Annotated in this window: 14 protein-coding genes and 1 pseudogene; 6 read left to right on the top strand and 9 right to left on the bottom strand. The window is 60.3% G+C overall.

Annotated elements, in window-relative coordinates:
* Positions 1–52: 52 nt before the first annotated feature.
* Complete coding sequence (locus A2J01_RS12815; protein ID WP_231915777.1) at positions 53–373, top strand: universal stress protein; 321 nt, start codon at positions 53–55, stop codon at positions 371–373.
* A gap of 120 nt (positions 374–493) precedes the next feature.
* Positions 494–3,736, top strand: a pseudogene (gene otsB, locus A2J01_RS12810) (trehalose-phosphatase).
* Positions 3,737–3,885: 149 nt separating this feature from the next.
* On the opposite strand, the gene A2J01_RS12805 reads toward otsB, so the two are convergent.
* The 8 genes from A2J01_RS12805 to A2J01_RS12770 form a co-directional block, all read right to left on the bottom strand.
* Positions 3,886–5,256: a wax ester/triacylglycerol synthase family O-acyltransferase gene (locus A2J01_RS12805; protein WP_054186606.1), complete on the bottom strand. Its 1,371-nt coding sequence runs from the start codon at positions 5,254–5,256 to the stop codon at positions 3,886–3,888.
* 57 nt (positions 5,257–5,313) lie between these two features.
* A complete protein-coding gene (locus A2J01_RS12800) occupies positions 5,314–5,592 on the bottom strand; it encodes a DUF1876 domain-containing protein (RefSeq protein ID WP_020907966.1) in 279 nt (92 codons plus the stop codon).
* A 220-nt stretch (positions 5,593–5,812) separates the two neighbouring features.
* Entirely contained in the window at positions 5,813–6,310 is a 498-nt protein-coding gene (locus A2J01_RS12795) for a hydrogenase maturation protease (RefSeq protein ID WP_020907965.1), read from the bottom strand.
* The gene (locus A2J01_RS12790) at positions 6,307–7,611 is read right to left on the bottom strand and encodes a Ni/Fe hydrogenase subunit alpha (RefSeq protein WP_054186605.1); all 1,305 of its coding nucleotides are present in this window, start codon (positions 7,609–7,611) and stop codon (positions 6,307–6,309) included. Before A2J01_RS12790 ends, A2J01_RS12795 begins: the two co-directional genes overlap by 4 nt.
* Positions 7,601–8,368, bottom strand: coding sequence for an oxidoreductase (locus tag A2J01_RS12785; protein ID WP_054186604.1), 768 nt, complete (start codon positions 8,366–8,368; stop codon positions 7,601–7,603). Before A2J01_RS12785 ends, A2J01_RS12790 begins: the two co-directional genes overlap by 11 nt.
* Positions 8,368–9,192: an FAD/NAD(P)-binding protein gene (locus A2J01_RS12780; RefSeq protein ID WP_054186603.1), complete on the bottom strand. Its 825-nt coding sequence runs from the start codon at positions 9,190–9,192 to the stop codon at positions 8,368–8,370. Before A2J01_RS12780 ends, A2J01_RS12785 begins: the two co-directional genes overlap by 1 nt.
* A complete protein-coding gene (locus A2J01_RS12775) occupies positions 9,182–9,646 on the bottom strand; it encodes a Crp/Fnr family transcriptional regulator (protein WP_054186602.1) in 465 nt (154 codons plus the stop codon). The genes A2J01_RS12780 and A2J01_RS12775 overlap by 11 nt, the downstream gene beginning before the upstream one ends.
* Entirely contained in the window at positions 9,643–10,800 is a 1,158-nt protein-coding gene (locus A2J01_RS12770; RefSeq protein ID WP_064112842.1) for a 4Fe-4S dicluster domain-containing protein, read from the bottom strand. The genes A2J01_RS12775 and A2J01_RS12770 overlap by 4 nt, the downstream gene beginning before the upstream one ends.
* Positions 10,801–10,970: 170 nt before the next feature.
* Here A2J01_RS12770 and A2J01_RS12765 point away from each other — a divergent pair, with 170 nt between their 5' ends.
* Both A2J01_RS12765 and A2J01_RS12760 read left to right on the top strand, forming a co-directional pair.
* Positions 10,971–11,471: a GNAT family N-acetyltransferase gene (locus A2J01_RS12765; protein WP_054186600.1), complete on the top strand. Its 501-nt coding sequence runs from the start codon at positions 10,971–10,973 to the stop codon at positions 11,469–11,471.
* The gene (locus A2J01_RS12760) at positions 11,458–12,426 is read left to right on the top strand and encodes a 1-phosphofructokinase family hexose kinase (protein WP_054186599.1); all 969 of its coding nucleotides are present in this window, start codon (positions 11,458–11,460) and stop codon (positions 12,424–12,426) included. The genes A2J01_RS12765 and A2J01_RS12760 overlap by 14 nt, the downstream gene beginning before the upstream one ends.
* Before the next feature lie 10 nt (positions 12,427–12,436).
* On the opposite strand, the gene ppsA is transcribed toward A2J01_RS12760, so the two are convergent.
* Positions 12,437–14,746 carry a phosphoenolpyruvate synthase gene (gene ppsA / locus A2J01_RS12755; protein ID WP_064112841.1) on the bottom strand — a complete coding sequence of 770 codons (2,310 nt, stop codon included), beginning with the start codon at positions 14,744–14,746 and terminating at the stop codon, positions 12,437–12,439.
* Positions 14,747–14,986: 240 nt separating this feature from the next.
* On the opposite strand from ppsA, the gene A2J01_RS12745 reads away from it, so the two are divergent.
* Complete coding sequence (locus A2J01_RS12745) at positions 14,987–15,565, top strand: CBS domain-containing protein (protein WP_054186596.1); 579 nt, start codon at positions 14,987–14,989, stop codon at positions 15,563–15,565.
* Between the two features lie 72 nt (positions 15,566–15,637).
* On the top strand, positions 15,638–16,457 hold an 820-nt coding region (locus A2J01_RS12740), incomplete at its 3' end, for a wax ester/triacylglycerol synthase domain-containing protein (protein ID WP_331715317.1).

The raw sequence follows: 16,457 nt of genomic DNA, 5'->3' as shown, positions 1-16,457 counted from the left end.
TGCTCTTCGTGGAGCGTCCCTGATCGTGCTGCACGCTTGTTTCGACCAGGATATGTCTACGCTGCATGACGATTCGGCGACCGAGGTCCGCGCTGCGGTAGAGGAGGCAGGCCGGTTGGTGCTGGCGGAAAGTGTGTCCAGGTGGTGGAAGCAATTCCCTGAGGTCAGGGTGCGGCGGAATCTGGTTCGGGACCGGCCTGTTGAGCATCTCCTGGATTTGGCGGCCGATGCCCAGCTCGTTGTGGTCGGAACCCGAGGAAGGGGCGGTTTCGTGGGGATGGACATCGGCTCGACCGGCACAGCTTTGCTGCACAAAACGCCGTGCCCACTCCTGATGGTCCGACAGCCAGGCGGTGAATGCGTTGGCGAATAGAGAATGGCATCGAAAGAAATTGTGTATCAAGGAATCCGGCGATACTTCGTGGCCGATCGTGTCCGACAATTGCGACGAGTGGCTTCCCGCCGGCATCGATGAATCGTTGGAGTCGAGTCCATGACTATGCCTTCGATCCACCCACGTCGTCACGACCGCCGAATGTCGGAAATACCGGAAGCTCTCACATCACTCGGTCAGCTGACGACCCTTTTGCGTTCCCGACGACCTGTCGTCTTTCTTGACTTCGACGGAACCCTTTCGAACATCGTGAACGACCCAGCCGCTGCCACTCTCGTCGACGGGATGAAGGAAGATCTCGCGAGGCTGACTCGCTATTGCACGATCGGCGTGATCACCGGCCGCGATCTGGCGGACATCGAGACCCGAGTTGGCATGCCCGGAATCTGGTACGCCGGCAGTCACGGTTTCGAAATCGTCGGGCCGGACGGGCAGCGCTATCGAAATGACCTGGCTGTGGCCTCGGTGCCGAATCTCGAGCGCGCGGCGGACATTCTACGTGATCGCTTGACCGGTATTCCAGGGGTTGTCCTGGAACGCAAGCGGTTTGGTCTCTCAGTCCACTATCGCAATGCCGACCTCGACAGGCGCACCGAGACTGCCGCGGTGGTTCAGGAGGTTGGGGGTGGAACCGGGCTTCGTGCCACCCGCGGACGGATGGTGACCGAGCTCCGCCCCGACGTTAACTGGGACAAAGGTCGAACGCTGGACTGGATTCTCGATCACCTCGTCGATGCCGACAACGTGCTGCCGATTTACATCGGCGATGACTTCACCGACGAGGATGCTTTCGTCATACTCCACGACCGCGGCGTCGGGATCGTGGTGCGCCACTTCGAGAACGGCGACCGGCGGTCGGCTGCTCGGTTCGCGGTAGACAGTCCCGTCCAGGTCCGTAAATTGGTGCAATGGTTGGCAGATCTGCTGGGCAGCGGCGCGCAGACGATGCCACCCGCCGGCGATCCCTGGACTGTGTTCTTCGAAGGCTACGATCCGAACACAGAGAAGTTGAGGGAGGCACTGTGCACCCTCGGAAATGGAGCATTCGCCACTCGGGGATGTGCTCCGGAGTGCCGTGCCGGGGCCATCCACTACCCGGGCACGTACGCTGCGGGCGTCTTCAACCGCCTGCAGGACGAAGTATCGGGAATCACAGTCGACAACGAGAGCATCGTCAACCTGCCGAACTGGTTGCCGGTGACATTCCGGATCGACGGGGGCCCGTGGTTCGATATCGATACTGTGGAGGTGCTCGAGTACCGCCAGTACGTCGATCTTCGCCGGGCAATGCTGACGCGCCGATTCCGGGTGCGCGACACTGAGGGATACACCACGACGGTTATCCAGCGGAGATGTGTTGCCATGCACCTCCCGCATGCCTGTGCTCTCGAGATGACGATCGTGGCTGAAGATTGGGCGGGCCTACTCGAGATCCGTTCGGAACTGGACGGTACGGTCCGCAACGGGTTGGTGGAGCGTTATCGCGAACTCGGCTCTCAACACCTCGCACTGCTGGAGGCCAGAGAGCTATCCGAGAACGCGGTTCTGCTCGTGGTGCAGACCAATCGCTCACGGATACCGGTGGCGATGGCCGCCCGGCATACGGTGTGGAGAAATGGCGAACCGACTTCGACTGAGTATCGACGGGTAGAAGGAGAAGGGCGGATCGGGCACGACATATCTCTGCATCTCGCAGCGGGCTGCTCGGCGACTCTCGAGAAGATGGTGACGGTATTCACCGGACGTGATCCCGCTGTGACCGAGCCCGCTGACGAAGCCGAGCGCTGGCTGTCTCGTCTAGACCGATTCGATGAATTGCTCGACGGTCACGTTCTCACCATGGCAAGTCTGTGGGATCGCATGGGCATCGACCTCATTGGTCACGGTCACGCACTGCGTGTAATCCGATTTCATCTACTTCACTTGCTGCAGACGGTCTCGCCGAACACCGCCGACCGCGACGCCGGAGTACCGGCTCGCGGATTGCACGGAGAGGCCTATCGTGGACATATCTTCTGGGACGAGTTGTTCGTTTTTTCGGCGCTGAACCTGCGCCTGCCTACGCTGACGCGGTCCTTGCTCCGGTATCGGTACCGTCGATTGGGGGAGGCCCGTCGGGCTGCGATCGAAGCCGGTCATCGAGGAGCGATGTTTCCCTGGCAGTCGGGTAGTGACGGACGGGATGAGAGCCAGCAACTGCATCTCAATCCGAGATCCGGGCGCTGGAACCCGGATCCGAGTCGGCGCCAGCATCACAGCGGCATCGCGATTGCGTACAACGTGTGGCAGTACTATCAGGTCACCGGCGATTTGGAATACCTGATCGAGTTCGGTGCCGAAATGCTGGTGGAAATCGCTCGGTTCTACGCGGATCTCGCTTCACTCGACCAGATGCGCGGACGGTATGTCATCCAGGGCATCATCGGCCCTGACGAATTCCACTCCGGATATCCGGATGCTCCCTGTGACGGGATCGACAACAACGCCTATACCAATGTCATGTCGGTGTGGGTGATCCTGCGAGCCCTCGAGGCATTGGATGTTGTGCCACTGCAGATCCGGTCGGACCTGACTCAGAAGCTGGAACTGCCCACACTGGAGATCGAGCGCTGGAGAGACATTACGCACAAGATGTTCGTCCCGTTTCACGACGATGTCATCAGCCAATTCGAGGGGTACGCGGACCTTCCTGAACTGGATTGGGACGCATATCGTCAGCGATAAGGCGACCTACAACGCCTCGACCGACTCCTCGAGGCAGAGGGTGACGACGTCAACTCCTACAAGGTTTCCAAGCAGGCCGACGTAGTGATGTTGTTCTACTTGTTGTCCGCTGACGAGTTGCGTTGCATCCTCCATGGTTTGGGCTATGAGTTTGTGGGTGATGCCATCCCCGCAACCATCGACTATTACATGGCACGTACATCGCACGGTTCGACGCTCAGTGGTGTTGTCCATTCCTGGGTGCTGGCTCGGGCCAACCGCGACCGTGCGATGGAATTCTTCGACCTGGCCCTTCGTTCCGATATCGCCGATGTGCAGGGGGGCACTACCGCAGAGGGAATACACCTGGCCGCCATGGCGGGAAGCGTCGACTTGCTGCAAAGGTGCTTCACCGGGCTCGAGACCCGCGGCGACCGCCTGATCTTTTCCCCGCATTGGCCGAAACCACTCGGAGTTCTCGAGTTTCCCATCTTCTACCGGGGCCACCGCCTGCATCTGCGAATCAATGGGAGAGAAGTGCAAGTCAGTGCCGGGGTCGGCAACCAGCCGCCGATCGAGATCGAATGCCGTGGTCGAGTGGTACAACTCCGGCCGGGCGCGACTGTCCGACTGACCTAGTCATCGAGATTGTAGATTTCGCCCCTGGAAGCGTTGCTCACTGAAGGACGAAACGAGCCGGCGATCGATTGTGGTGCACACGCCGGGCGTCACGGATGGACCCTGCCACTGCGTGACTGTGGACCGGATGAATCGAATTCGGGACCGAATCAGTGAAATCCGCCGGCGGGCGAGGGGCTCCGCGTGGAACGCAGTAGGGAGTCGACTTCCTGTTCCATCGACGATGAGAGAAGTTGGACTTCGGAGACCGAATCGTAGTCAGCCGTGATTCCGAATGCGAGTTGATCGTGGTAGCTGAGGATTGCGAATCCGAGTCGCAACCGCACTGCAATCGGTACGTACGGATAGATACCGATGATTTCACGCCCTAGCAGTCGGCCCTTTTCGGTCGGACCCGGAATGTCCGTGACTACGGTGACGATACTTCGCTGAGGAAAGCGCATCGCGAGACGAATGAACCAGGCGGAGGACATGAATGGTGCGTACTGAGCAGCTGCCGTGATCGTTTGTCCACTGCCTGATTCACCGCCGTTCTTGTGCCGGGAGAGTCTGCGGTGGATCGTCTGCAAGCGGTCTAGTGGATCTACGATATCGACGGGAAGGAAGGGAAGCATGAGCGAGACCTGGTTGTGGAACGACGTGGCGGTGTTCGATGCCCGAACAGAAACCGGGACGAGTGTCCTCACGGCATGTCGGCTGACGTCTTCTTTGCGGTGAAGGAGAAGTGAGCGCAGCGAACTGGTCACACACGCGAGCGCAACGTCGTTCACGGTGACATCGAAGGCGGAACAGATAGTTCTTACATCGTGCATTCGCACCTGTGCTGTCCCGTATCGCCGTTGATGTCCGATCGGCCCGTTGAGGGAACCGTTCGCGCTCGGGATCAGCAGATCGCCTGCCAACTGGGCAGTACCCTCCGCGATCCGGACGGACCGGCGAGCCAACCGTTGCGGCGCCCGGAGTGTCGAGCAGTAGAGTCCGATCATTTTGCCGCACAGCGACTCTGGTTCTTTCGGTACTTCCTCGTCCGTTGGCGGTCCGGAGGTGAGAGGTTCGTCGAACAATACGTCGAACAATCGGGCCCCGGTAACACCGTCCATGAGAGAGTGGTGGGCCTTGACCAGGATTGCCCAGCGGCCGTCCTCGAGGCCCTCGATCAACCAGCATTGCCACAGTGGACGATCGCGATCGAGTCGTTCGGACATGATCCACGCGACGGTGTCCGTCAAGTCGTGCATTCGCCCTGGACTCGGCACTCCGATCCGTGTGAAGTGGCGAGCTGGATCGAAATTCGGATCAGGGACCCACGTAGGTGCAGCAAGATCGAGCGGGATGGCGTGAATCCTATCCGCAGCATGGGGGAGGGATCGAATTCGGGTGCTTAGTCTCTCGATCAAGTCGTCGTCGGTGGGTGTGGGTCCTTCGGCGACTACAACCGCGCCTATGGAGAGATTCGCGTGTCGATCGGAGTCCTCGACCTCGAGGAAGGCTGCATCGAGGGGAGTCAGTTTGTCCGACATCGCTATCTCCTTGGTCGACAACGATTTCTACGATTTCGACATCTTCCCGAGATGTCGCTAGGCGTTCAGGTGGGCGGGTTCGTGCGTGACACTTTCGAGGTCTGCAGCGGTCGCCTCGATCAGTTGACGGGCCAAATGGGAAAGAGCACGCGCGACCGCGAGCTCGTCACCGATCTCGGGCACATCGTGATCCGATGGGTTACACCGAGCGAAACCGGATCCGACGATGTGGGTATCGTCCCTCGAGCGAAGGCGTGCGATGGCCCGAGTCCGGTTGCCTTCTTCGGCGGTGTGCTCGTCGATGGTTATGTCGACTGTCCAATGCTTCTCGTTCACGATCAGATTCCTCCTCTGTCGAGGTTCCTGGGTGTCAATTCGGCTGTGGTGGTGTACTTGTCATGTTCCGTTCACGCATCACTGTCGCTTGATGTGCAATCCTCAAGGCCATTTCGAAGCCGGTGTGGTTTCAGCTTCGTCCGGTGAAGATCGGCCGAGTAGAGGCGAACGACGCCAATCGATGGCAAAGGTCACAACCACGCCTCCGTTAACCTGGTCGCTACCATCCAGGAGGTAGATCCCGAGATTGCACGTCGGAGATTTCGGCTGCGATCAGAGACAGTACCGCAGAGACAGAAGCTGCAACGGAGGGTGAAAGTCCGATGCCGTAGCCGGTGTCGTGTGCTTCGATCGTGTAGATCACCACGCGGTGGGGTTCTCGGCCGAGCGCGGCAGCCAAGGCCAGCGCCTCTAGGATGCCCAGTCCGTGTGAGCTGGCGAGTATTCCGGAGTGCTCTCTCGACCAATCCGTGATCCGACGAATTGTTCCGGCAGGTTGCGCCTTGCTGCCGGAAGACGGAGCACAGACTGAAGCGTCGACGATGATCACCAGATCCGACCTTGTCGATGCTTCGAGCAGCCTTGAAGGTTCACTACCGTTGTCGATGACCACGTTCACGCCGGCTCGGTGCTCGCTTTGTATCGTTCGCGCCACCACAGGTCCTACGCCGTCGTCTCGGCGGAATTCGTTGCCGGCTCCGACCACTGTGACAGTCATTTGCGGTTGATTGTCACGTCGAGGAAATGAGTGGCACACGAGATGCAGGGATCGTAGTTTCGGATGGTCCGTTCACACAGTTCGGTCAGTTCGGCGTCTGTCAGCGTGAGGTTCGCGGCGAGGGTGTTGCGGAGGTCGTTCTCGATTGCTGCCTGGTTCTGCGAGGTGGGCGGAATGATTGTGGCCCGCAGGATTCGGCCCTCGGAATCGAGTTGGTAGAGGTGGTACAGCACGCCTCTGGGGGCTTCACTGACGCCGTACCCGGTTGCGGCGTGGGGTGACACGTCGACGTACGGCGATTCCGGGCGGTGATACTCACTTATCAGGCGGAGTGCCTCGTCCACGGCGAACACTGTCTCGACGGCGCGGACCACAATGCTGTGAAACGGGTTGCGACACACTGTTCCCAAGCCGGCCTCGGTGGCCGCTTGACGAGCGGTCTCCGAGAGTTCGGTGGAGTGGAGGCTGTATCGAGCCAGCGGTCCGGTGAGATACGCCTGGCCGTCGAGGTGCGCGTGCAGCGCGGTCGAATGCGGAACTTGCCGTTCCGCGACGTGATCGCAGAATTCCTCCGGCGCGAACGATGATCCGGATGTGGTTGTCAACACGCCGTCTTCGATCGCGTAGCGGCCTGGCTGAGCCAGTGCGAGTAGTTCGGTATCCACCTCGGCATCTGGGATCTCGAAGTGTGATACCCACTGCACGGTCGCGAGAGCATCGTCGAGTGCCCAGCGTAATTGTTCGGCGAGGGGCGCGAGTTCACTGGGCGTCGGCGTTCGGTAGAACCCGCCGAGGCGTACGTTGACCGGATGAATCGATCGGCCACCGATCATGTCGAGAATCGCGTTCCCCGCCTTTTTCAACGTAAGCCCACGTTCGACGTCGGGACGCGCGATACGGGCAAGTTCGATCGCGTCGGACGCGCCCAGGAAATCAGGGGCGTGCAGCAAGTAGATATGCAGTGTGTGACTGGCGATCCACTCGCCGCAATACAGAAGTCGTCGCAGATCGAGAATCGGTTGGGTGAGGTGCGCACCGCATGCTTGCTCGATCGCGTTGCAGGCGCTGACTTGGTAAGCGACAGGGCAGATTCCGCAAATCCTGGACGTGATGTCGGGAGGCTCGCGGAAATCGCGGCCCCGGAGAAATGACTCGAAGAATCGAGGGGGTTCGTAGATGTTCAACTCTGCGGCTTCAACCCGGCCGTGTCGGACCGTGAACGCCAGGCGGCCTTCCCCTTCGACACGGGCGAGGGAACCGAGCGTCAGTCGGGTGGTATCCGTGTTCGTTTCACTGTCCATCTCGCCTGATCCCGTCGAACTCGGGGGAGGCAACGTTGAATGTCGAGAAGACGCGCTCGATACTCTCGCCGGTCATCCCGCGGGTGCGCAGCCACCCCGCCATTGCAATCAAGTTCGGGTGGGTTGATGGACCGAAACATCCATAGCAACCCCTCGACTGTGCCGGACACAGCGCGCCGCAGCCGGAATGGGTCACGGGTCCCAGACACGGTGTGCTGTCGGCGACCATGACGCAGGTGAGGCCACGTCGTTTGCATTCGGCGCAGACACTGGTGTCCGGGATGTTCGGCTTCCGCCCGGTCAGATACGACGAGATCACCTCGAGGAGCTGCCGTCGATCGATGGGGCAGCCGCGTAGTTCGAAATCGACCGGGACATGGTCTGCGATCGGTGTGGACGTCGCGAGAGTGTCGATGTACTCGCCGCTCGCGTAGACCACGGACATGAACTCGGCGATGTCCGCAAAGTTCCGGAGAGCCTGTATCCCACCAGAAGTGGCGCAGGCGCCGATCGTCACCAGATGCCGGGAATTCTCGCGGATGGCATGAATACGTTCGATGTCGGCAGCGGTGGTAATGGAGCCTTCGACCAGTGAGAGATCGTATGGACCGCTTTCCACCTCGCTCGACATCTCGAGGAAATGTGAGATGTGAACGGCGTCGGCCAAAGTGAGTAGTTCGTCCTCGCAATCGAGCAGAGTCAGTTGGCATCCGTCGCAGGATGCGAATTTCCATACCGCCATGGTGGGTGAGGGCATCACAGCTCCTTCACTGCGAGAAGTGGCTCGGCCGCGTGGTAGTCGACTACCGGACCGTCACGACAGAGGAGGAGTTCGCCGAGTTGACAGTGCCCGCACACTCCGGTCCCGCACTGCATGTTCCGTTCCAGTGATACTCGAATATTCTCGCGCTCAACGCCTTGGCCGATCATGGTCCGAGCCGACATCCGCATCATCGGTTCGGGGCCGCACAGCAGTACCGTCGTGCGACCGGGCTCGAGAACGAGGCGGTTCAGGGACTGCGTGACAAATCCGACATGACCCTGCCAGTCAGGTTCTGCCACGTCCACGGACAGCTCGAGGTCGACCAGGTCTCCCCGGCTCCATGTGTCGAGATCTGGGCGGTACAGGAGATCGGATGGTCGGCGAGCACCGACGCTGAGGACAACTCGACGAAATCGACCGCAGGCCTGTGCCTCCAAGACTGCAGAACGTACCGCCGCCAACCCGACGCCTCCTGCAACGACGATCAGATCGTCTTTGGCGGAATCCAGATCCCATCCCGTTCCGAAAGGTCCCCGGACACCTACGATGTCACCGATGGAGGCTTCGTGCAGCGCGCGGCTGACGGCACCGACAGCCCGAACAGTATGAACCACTGTGTGATCGGCGTGAGCTGGGTCCCCACTGATCGACAGCGGAATCTCGCCCACCCCCCGTGCGTAGACCATCATGAATTGGCCGGGGCGGAACCCGGGGAACGACTGCGAGGGCGCGGCCAGGGTCAGGGTCGAGGTATCGCTGTTCTCGTCCCGGCGGGCAACAACCTTGCACGGCGTCGGGACGAGTTGTTCACCGAACATGTTCGCGTGCATAGAGATCGAGCAGGCGCGCGCGTGTTGCCTGCAATCGGTGGAGTAGTGTGTCCGCCAGTATCGAGTAGATCGCCCGTCCGAGATCCGGATCGCTCTCGGCGACAGATTGCAACATGGTGGCGTCGACTTCGACTGCTGTCACGTGAGTGACCGCGGTCGCTGTCCATTGCCACTGTCGAGGTGGGCGGAACCAGGACACACCCAAGATTTCACCGGCAGAAAGTGTTTCGACAGTTTCCTCGCCACGTCCGGGAATTCTGGTGGTGAGCGTAATCCGGCCGGTCCGAAGAAACCAACATCTGTCAGCGGAGTCGCCTTCGTGGAACACCACGGTCCCGGGCGCGAGCTGAACCTCGCGTGAGAAGGCAGCAAGTTCAGACCGTTGATCGTCGGCCAGACCTTCGATTTCTCTTGGGCGCTGCTCGCAGGCGTGATCGTTCATGAGGGACAACCGGTATCGCTGTCGGGTTCCTCAGTCAAAGCGCCGGTTAGGCGTGCCGCTTCCGCCGTGATGTCGATTCCCACTGGACACCAGTCGATGCATCGGCCGCAACCGACGCACCCGGACGAACCGAATTGGTCGTGCCAGGTGCCCAACTTGTGAGAAATCCACTGTCGGTACCGGCTCTCACCACTGACACGTACTGCGCCACCGTGCAGTTGTGAGTAGTCCAGGTCGAAACATGACGACCAGTGCTGCCATCGCTCGACATTGTCGCCCGCAAGATCGGAGACGTCCTCGGTGGTAGTGCAGAAGCACGTCGGGCACACCATCGTGCAGTTTCCGCACGTCAAGCATCGTGACGCGACGTCCGTCCAGACATCGGCGTCCCGTGCGTCGCGGAGCATGCCGCGAAGATCGACGTCTGGCATTTGCCGACCCATGTGATCTGCTGCGTCGGCGACAGCGCCTGCGGCCTCGGTCGTTTCTTCGTCGGTTGCCTGCCTACCGCGGACCAGCGTGAGTATCCGTGATCCTTCCGTGGTGCCGACCCCGGTGACGAATCGGTGGCCGTCGTTGTCGATCCTTTCGGTCAGACACAGGTCGTAGCCGGTTTTGGCCTTCGGGCCGGTGTTCATCGACGCACAGAAACACACGCCGCCGGGTTCCGTGCAGTTGGCTGCGATCACGAAAAGACCCTCGAATAGATTTGTTGCCGCCTTTCCGCCAGCAGAGAGCACTGTCTGGAGTATGCCGATCGCTGCCAGGTCGCACGCACGTACGCCGAGAAATGCGTATCGGACCGGTTCGGTCGGCGGTGCGTGGAATGTATCGTCCGTGGATTGGCTCCAGAGTTGTTGCCGCGACGGGTGCAGGTACTGCTTCCACGATTGCGGGCCGGCGGAGTGACCGAAGAAGGCACAATCTGCTCTCCTCCGTAGACGATACAGGCCAGGGGCGGTATCGACACCCCATCCCGTCGGCAATTGATCACCGGAGTCGAGAGTGTCGAGGACAATAGCGCTGTCGCGGACAGTCGGCCCGATGACGCGGTAACCTTCGCTGATCAACACCGTGATCAGCTCGTCAAGTCCGTCTCGGTCGATGACGAATTGTTCGCTGGTCAGGTCGGTGGGAGATCCCGTATCAGTCATGGATCCTCCTTGCGGGCGTCATCGGTATTCCTCCACGTTTGAGCTTCGCGCATGGGCTGCCGGCGCGGGTAGGGGCGAAGGACGGTATTCGATGACAAAAGGCTCTGCCCACTGAAGGCAACGGCACGGTTCAATCGGAAAGTATCCCCAGCCGAATCAGGTGATGATCGATGGCCGCCACTGGCAGCGGAATCGGCACTGCAACTCTCCGGTGTCTCGGACCATCCGACGCGGTTGCTGTTCAACGGTTCCATGAGCATCTTGACCAACATGATTCGTACATGCGGTGGTTCGGACCGCAGCCGAAGCAACTCACCACCTTTTCCGATCAACTGTGCGAGTGCAACGATCGGCGATGCGCTCTGGGTGCCTTCATCGGCGAAGAATTGGTGGGGGTCGGAAGCTATGTTGCGTTGGAAAGGGTTTCGCCGACTACGGTGGAGTTCGCCCTCGTGGTTGCGCAAGGCGACCGGCTGCACGGAATCGGGACTTCGATTTTGAAGCGGCTCGAGGATGAAGCCTACCTGCATGGGGCACGGCGTATGGTGGCCGAAATTTTGGGTGCGAACGCACCGATGCTGCAGGTCATTCGTGACCGTGGTTGGGCGAATTCGCTTCGTCGTGATGGATCAACGCTGCATCTGGAAGTGAAACTACATGGAGCAGAGTGACTCTCGCGTCGTGACGGTGACGATGAACCCGGCACTCGACATAGCGACCAGCGCGCGTACCGTCCACACGACAGACAAGGTGCGTTGTGCGGCACCTCGTCGTGATCCCGGCGGCGGCGGATTGAACGTCGCGCGAGTGCTCCGGGTGCTCGGCGGCGACGTGATGGCAGTGTTTCCCTCGGGAGGTCATTGCGGCCTGGCAGTCGAGGACCTTCTGATCGGTGAACAAGTACGGTATTGGGCCGAGCCCGTCTCAGGATCGACTCGCGAGAGTTTCACCGTGGATGACGAGTCGACAGGTGAGCAGTATCGTTTTGTGTTGCCTGGACCGATTCTCACCGTTGCAGAGGTGGAATCGTGTCTCGTGCGAGTGCGTGAGTTCGCCGTCGATTCCGGATATGTTGTCGTGAGCGGCAGTTTGCCACCGGGGGTGGGTGCAGGTTTTGTTCAGCGGTTGGTCGATTACCTGGAGGGAACCGGGGCGCGGCTGGTTGTCGACACCTCTGGCGCTGCATTGCGCGCATTGAACAGTGGTGTCTTTCTTGTCAAGCCGAGTATCCGCGAGCTTCGTGAATGGGTCGACCGCCCCCTCGAGACTCGGGTGGAGCAAGTCGACGCGGCGAGAACTATTGTTGCGCAGAAGGTTGCGGAGGTGGTGGTCGTTTCGCTTGGAGCCGCTGGAGCCTTGCTGGTGACTGCCGACATGTGTGAGTGTGTGCCGTCGGTGGACGTCGTATCGATCAGTGGTGTGGGCGCGGGGGACAGCATGGTTGCGGGGATGGTGTATTCGCTCATCCATCAGCGTTCGCTGATGGATGCGGTTCGGTTCGGTGTTGCAGCCGGGGCTGCGATGTTGAAGACCCCAGGGACGGCACCGTGTTTACCAGCCGACGTGGAGGTCTTCTACGAACGGATTCGGGCACGGGCTGATCGGGGAGTGGTCCGATCCGACTAGGTGCCGATGCTCAGTCAAGCCATCGACTCGGATGTCGGCGTCCGCTCGAACGAGCTCGGGCGAGGATGATTCGTCGTTCAGCGACCGCGATTGCATGGCGAGCGGTGTCAACTGCGTCCGGGGTCACGGAAACCGACGTGATGCCTTGCCTCACGAGGTGTTCGGCCAGAGTTGGGTTGGTTGACACTGCCTGTCCGCACAGTGAGGTCGTCATGCCCGCGAGGGTGGCACGCTCGATGATGGTGTCGATGGTTTCGAGGACGGCAGGATCCATGGTGTCGAAGAGTTCTTGGCAAATCTCCGAATCCCGGTCGACTCCGAGCACCAGTTGAGTGAGATCGTTGGTGCCGATCGACACTCCGTCGATGCCCATTGCCGCGTACCTGGGAATCCAGTGGGCAACCGAGGGTATCTCAGCCATCACCCATCGAAGCATCCGGTGGTCCGCCCCGAGCGGGTGGGCATCCAATTGTGCCAAACAGCGCGCGAGCTCCCATTCGGTGCGAACGAAGGGAATCATCAAGTGCACGTTCGGATAGTTCTTTCGCGTTTCGGCGATGACATCGAGATCGAGCGCGAACAATTCCGGTTCCCGCACGTAGCGAAAACAGCCTCGGTAGCCGATCATGGGATTGTCTTCGTGGTGTTCGATGTCACCACCTTCGAGATGTGCAAACTCGTTGGTGCGGAGGTCTATTGCGCGGTAGATGACCGGTCGGGCTCCGAAAGCGGCGGCAATACGTGACAGGGCAGAGGACATTTTGGCCACGTACTCTCCGTGGAGACCTCGGGCGATCATCGTGTGGGGATGCAGCCCTTCAAGAGCGTCCATGATCAGGAATTCAGCTCGCAAGAGTCCTACTCCGTCGACGTCTGTGTCGGCTGTCCGTTCTGCAGCTTCGGGAGTCGCCAGGTTCACGTAGACGGATGTCGCGGTTGTCGAACGGGGTGTCGGCATTGTCCTCGGCATGGTGGTGGTCGCATTTTTCGAGGAGTCGGCGGTTGCGGAATCTGCAGCAATGACCGTTCCTGCAGTTCCGTCGACTGTGATCAAAGTCCCGTCTGCAAGATCCTTTGTTGCCGTGCGTGTTCCGACGACAACCGGTCGGCCGAGTTCGCGGCCCACGATAGCTGCGTGGCAGGTAATGCCACCGCCGTCGGTGACGATGGCGGCGGCTCGTCGGAGAACCGGTAACCAGTCCGGTCGCGTCATCGGGGCCACCAGTATTTCGCCGTCGACCAAATCACGACCGTCGGCCACTGAACGCAGGACTCGGACGCGTCCGGTAGCAGTTCCCGGCCCGGCGCCCAATCCCTGGGCGAGGACACGTGCTTTTTCGCCGACGTCGTGTTGGGCCTCGGCCAGTGCTTCCGGTTGCTCGGAAAGGGTGGTGATCGGGCGTGTCTGGACCAGCCACAGTTGTCCTCCGCTGTAGGCGAATTCGAGGTCTTGTGGTTGCCGGTAATGTTCTTCCACGGCTGCGGCCAATGCTGCGAGCTGGTGGATCTGGTCGTCGGTAAGGATCTGGTGTTCGCGTTGTGAGAGAGGTATTTCCGACGCCTTTTCAGTCCCTTCGGACAGCGAGATCGCGAATGCCTGTGAACCGATATGCACATCGATGATGTCGAAGTCAGGTTTCGACACTACGTAAGTGTCTGGTTCCACTTGTCCACCCACTACGACTTCCCCCAATCCGGTGGCAGCTTCGATGACCATGCGGTCCCGCGCACCGGTGCGCGGGTCGGCAGTGAATACGACTCCCGATTGGTCCGAGTCGACCATCAGTTGGACGACAACTGCCAGCGACGGCTCGTCCGCAACGCCTTGGAGATTGCGGTACGACAATGCTCGATCCGACCATAACGATGCCCAACACTGCCGTACGGCATCGATCAAGCCTTCGTCACCGGCGACATTTGTGAAACTTTCGTGAATGCCCGCGTACGAGGTATCGGACGCTTCTTCTGCGGGAGCGGACGAACGGACCGCTACTCGCGTACCTGAAGGCCCCAGCGCGCGATAGGCGTCGATGATCTGCTCTTGCAGTGCTTTGGGCACGAGTGATGCTGTGACTGCCTCCTCGGCGCTGCGGGTAGACGGTAGTTCCCCTGATTTCAGGTCGTCTCTCAACCCGGAAGCTTCCATGGCGTCGAGATAGCCGCAGGTGGTGATTACGAACCCCGGCGGAACCGGAAAGTTCGATCGCCTCAGTTCGCCGAGATTCGCGGCTTTGCCGCCGACGGTCGGTGCGTCTTCGGGTCCGACGGCGTCGATCGGTACTACCCACCGGCGTCTGGCATCTATGGAACTCGCTTTCATGAGCTCTCCCGTCCGAGTGCTATGCGCGTGGGTTAGCGAGCGACAGTGTTCAGCAAACCCTTTCCCGCATCAGGTCTACAGAGGCGGAAGTCACTCCGCTCGGGGCCGATTTCCAGTGCGCAGGATGCCGAAGACACTTCCGGTTCACGGTCGATGTTTGTCACGCTGGGGACATCGGTTCGTCGCATTCCTGCGTTCGCGAGATCGGACGTCCAGCGGGATAACCAGAGGAGAATTGTCATGCGTGCACGAGACATCATGAGTAGCCCTGTGACGACAATCGATCAGGCGCGAAGTGTAGGTGACTGTCTACGAGAGATTGCGCGGTCAGGTTTTTCGGCACTCCCAGTAGTCGACGAGCAGAAGCGACTGGTCGGGATCGTGTCCGAAGGCGATCTTCTCAGAAGTGGGTTCGAACGACTGTCACAGGAACACGCGACCGAGTCGACCGAACAATCCGTCGCTGACGTGATGACACAACCCGTGGTGGCAATGACCGAAGATGTCGTGGTCAATGACATCGCATCCGAGATGCTGCGTTCTGGGCTGCGCGCGGTTCCGATCGTTCGTGAGAGGGACGTAATCGGAGTGGTGACCCGCCAGGATTTGATCGGACTGCTGGCCCTGGACCCCGATCGGATCGCTGACGAAGTGCGCCATCGACTTGACGTCTATGGCGGGCCCGACCGATGGGCAGTGGGTTATGTCGACGGAATGCTGACAGTCAGTGGGATTTCCGACGATGATCCCGAGCGAGGTGTCGTGACTGCACTTGCTTCGACCGTTCCAGGCGTTGACGAGGTTCGATTGAGGCCTTGAGAATCGCCAATCCTTGAAGGATTACGCCGACGAGTGAATCGAGTGGCCATGAGCGGCGCAAACGAGCGATCGATGACGCAGACCGACCTGATGTCTTGGCGGATGGAGGCCGATCCGGTCCTCCGCTCGACAATCGTCTCGATCATCGTGCTGGACAGGCTCCCGGATCACGAACGATTGACCGCCGCGATGAACCACGCCATCGATGTAGTTCCGATCTTCAGGTGTAAAGCGGTTGCGCGACAATTTCCGTGGAGTCCACCACGTTGGGTGGATGACGCGGACTTCGACCTGAGTTGGCACCTTCGAAGGTCTTCCGTGCCACCACCAGGTGGGTGGAAAGGCGTCCTGGATTTTGCCCGCATGAGCGGGATGGCAGCCTTCGACAAGGATCGTCCGTTATGGGAGCTCACCGTGCTCGATGGGCTAGGCGGCGGTGCAACAGCGCTGGTAGTCAAAGTTCATCATTCCTTGACCGACGGGGTCGGGGGTATGCAACTGACACGCGAAATTACCGATGACACGCGGACTGGCGGATCAAGTCAGGACGGCCACGAATTCAGGCCACCTGTTGTTCGTTCCACACCAGGAGACTCACGTGCGGCGATGACCGAAGCGGTGGCCCGAAGTGCCGCGCACGCAGTGCGCCATCCCGCCGCTACGATGCACGACGTCGTACGAATCTTCGGATCGACGGCGCGTATGACGCGACCGGCGACCAGAACGATGTCGCCAGTGATGACTGCTCGGAGTACGCGCCGTGGTTTCGGTGTGATCGAATTTCCGGTGGCGGCACTGACCACTGCAGCGGCGGGCACACAATGCTCGGTAAACGACGCGTTCTTGTCTGCACTTCTACTGGGTATGGCCGGCTACCACAGAGGCCACGGTG

This window comes from Rhodococcus sp. EPR-134, from assembly GCF_001647205.1.
Taxonomy (GTDB): domain Bacteria; phylum Actinomycetota; class Actinomycetes; order Mycobacteriales; family Mycobacteriaceae; genus Rhodococcus_F; species Rhodococcus_F qingshengii.
Note: the sequence above shows the minus strand (reverse complement) of the source record. Positions and strands in the feature narration are given on the sequence as shown.

What these genes read in the sequence shown, in the direction of transcription:
- A2J01_RS12815 (WP_231915777.1), top strand. Translation starts at nt 53, where the DNA reads ATGTCTACGCTGCATGACGATTCGGCGACCGAGGTCCGCGCTGCGGTA.
- A2J01_RS12805 (WP_054186606.1), bottom strand. Translation starts at nt 5,256, where the DNA reads ATGTCGGACAAACTGACTCCCCTCGATGCAGCCTTCCTCGAGGTCGAG.
- A2J01_RS12795 (WP_020907965.1), bottom strand. Translation starts at nt 6,310, where the DNA reads ATGACTGTCACAGTGGTCGGAGCCGGCAACGAATTCCGCCGAGACGAC.
- A2J01_RS12790 (WP_054186605.1), bottom strand. Translation starts at nt 7,611, where the DNA reads ATGGACAGTGAAACGAACACGGATACCACCCGACTGACGCTCGGTTCC.
- A2J01_RS12785 (WP_054186604.1), bottom strand. Translation starts at nt 8,368, where the DNA reads ATGCCCTCACCCACCATGGCGGTATGGAAATTCGCATCCTGCGACGGA.
- A2J01_RS12780 (WP_054186603.1), bottom strand. Translation starts at nt 9,192, where the DNA reads ATGTTCGGTGAACAACTCGTCCCGACGCCGTGCAAGGTTGTTGCCCGC.
- A2J01_RS12775 (WP_054186602.1), bottom strand. Translation starts at nt 9,646, where the DNA reads ATGAACGATCACGCCTGCGAGCAGCGCCCAAGAGAAATCGAAGGTCTG.
- A2J01_RS12770 (WP_064112842.1), bottom strand. Translation starts at nt 10,800, where the DNA reads ATGACTGATACGGGATCTCCCACCGACCTGACCAGCGAACAATTCGTC.
- A2J01_RS12765 (WP_054186600.1), top strand. Translation starts at nt 10,971, where the DNA reads ATGGCCGCCACTGGCAGCGGAATCGGCACTGCAACTCTCCGGTGTCTC.
- A2J01_RS12760 (WP_054186599.1), top strand. Translation starts at nt 11,458, where the DNA reads ATGGAGCAGAGTGACTCTCGCGTCGTGACGGTGACGATGAACCCGGCA.
- ppsA (WP_064112841.1), bottom strand. Translation starts at nt 14,746, where the DNA reads ATGAAAGCGAGTTCCATAGATGCCAGACGCCGGTGGGTAGTACCGATC.
- A2J01_RS12745 (WP_054186596.1), top strand. Translation starts at nt 14,987, where the DNA reads ATGCGTGCACGAGACATCATGAGTAGCCCTGTGACGACAATCGATCAG.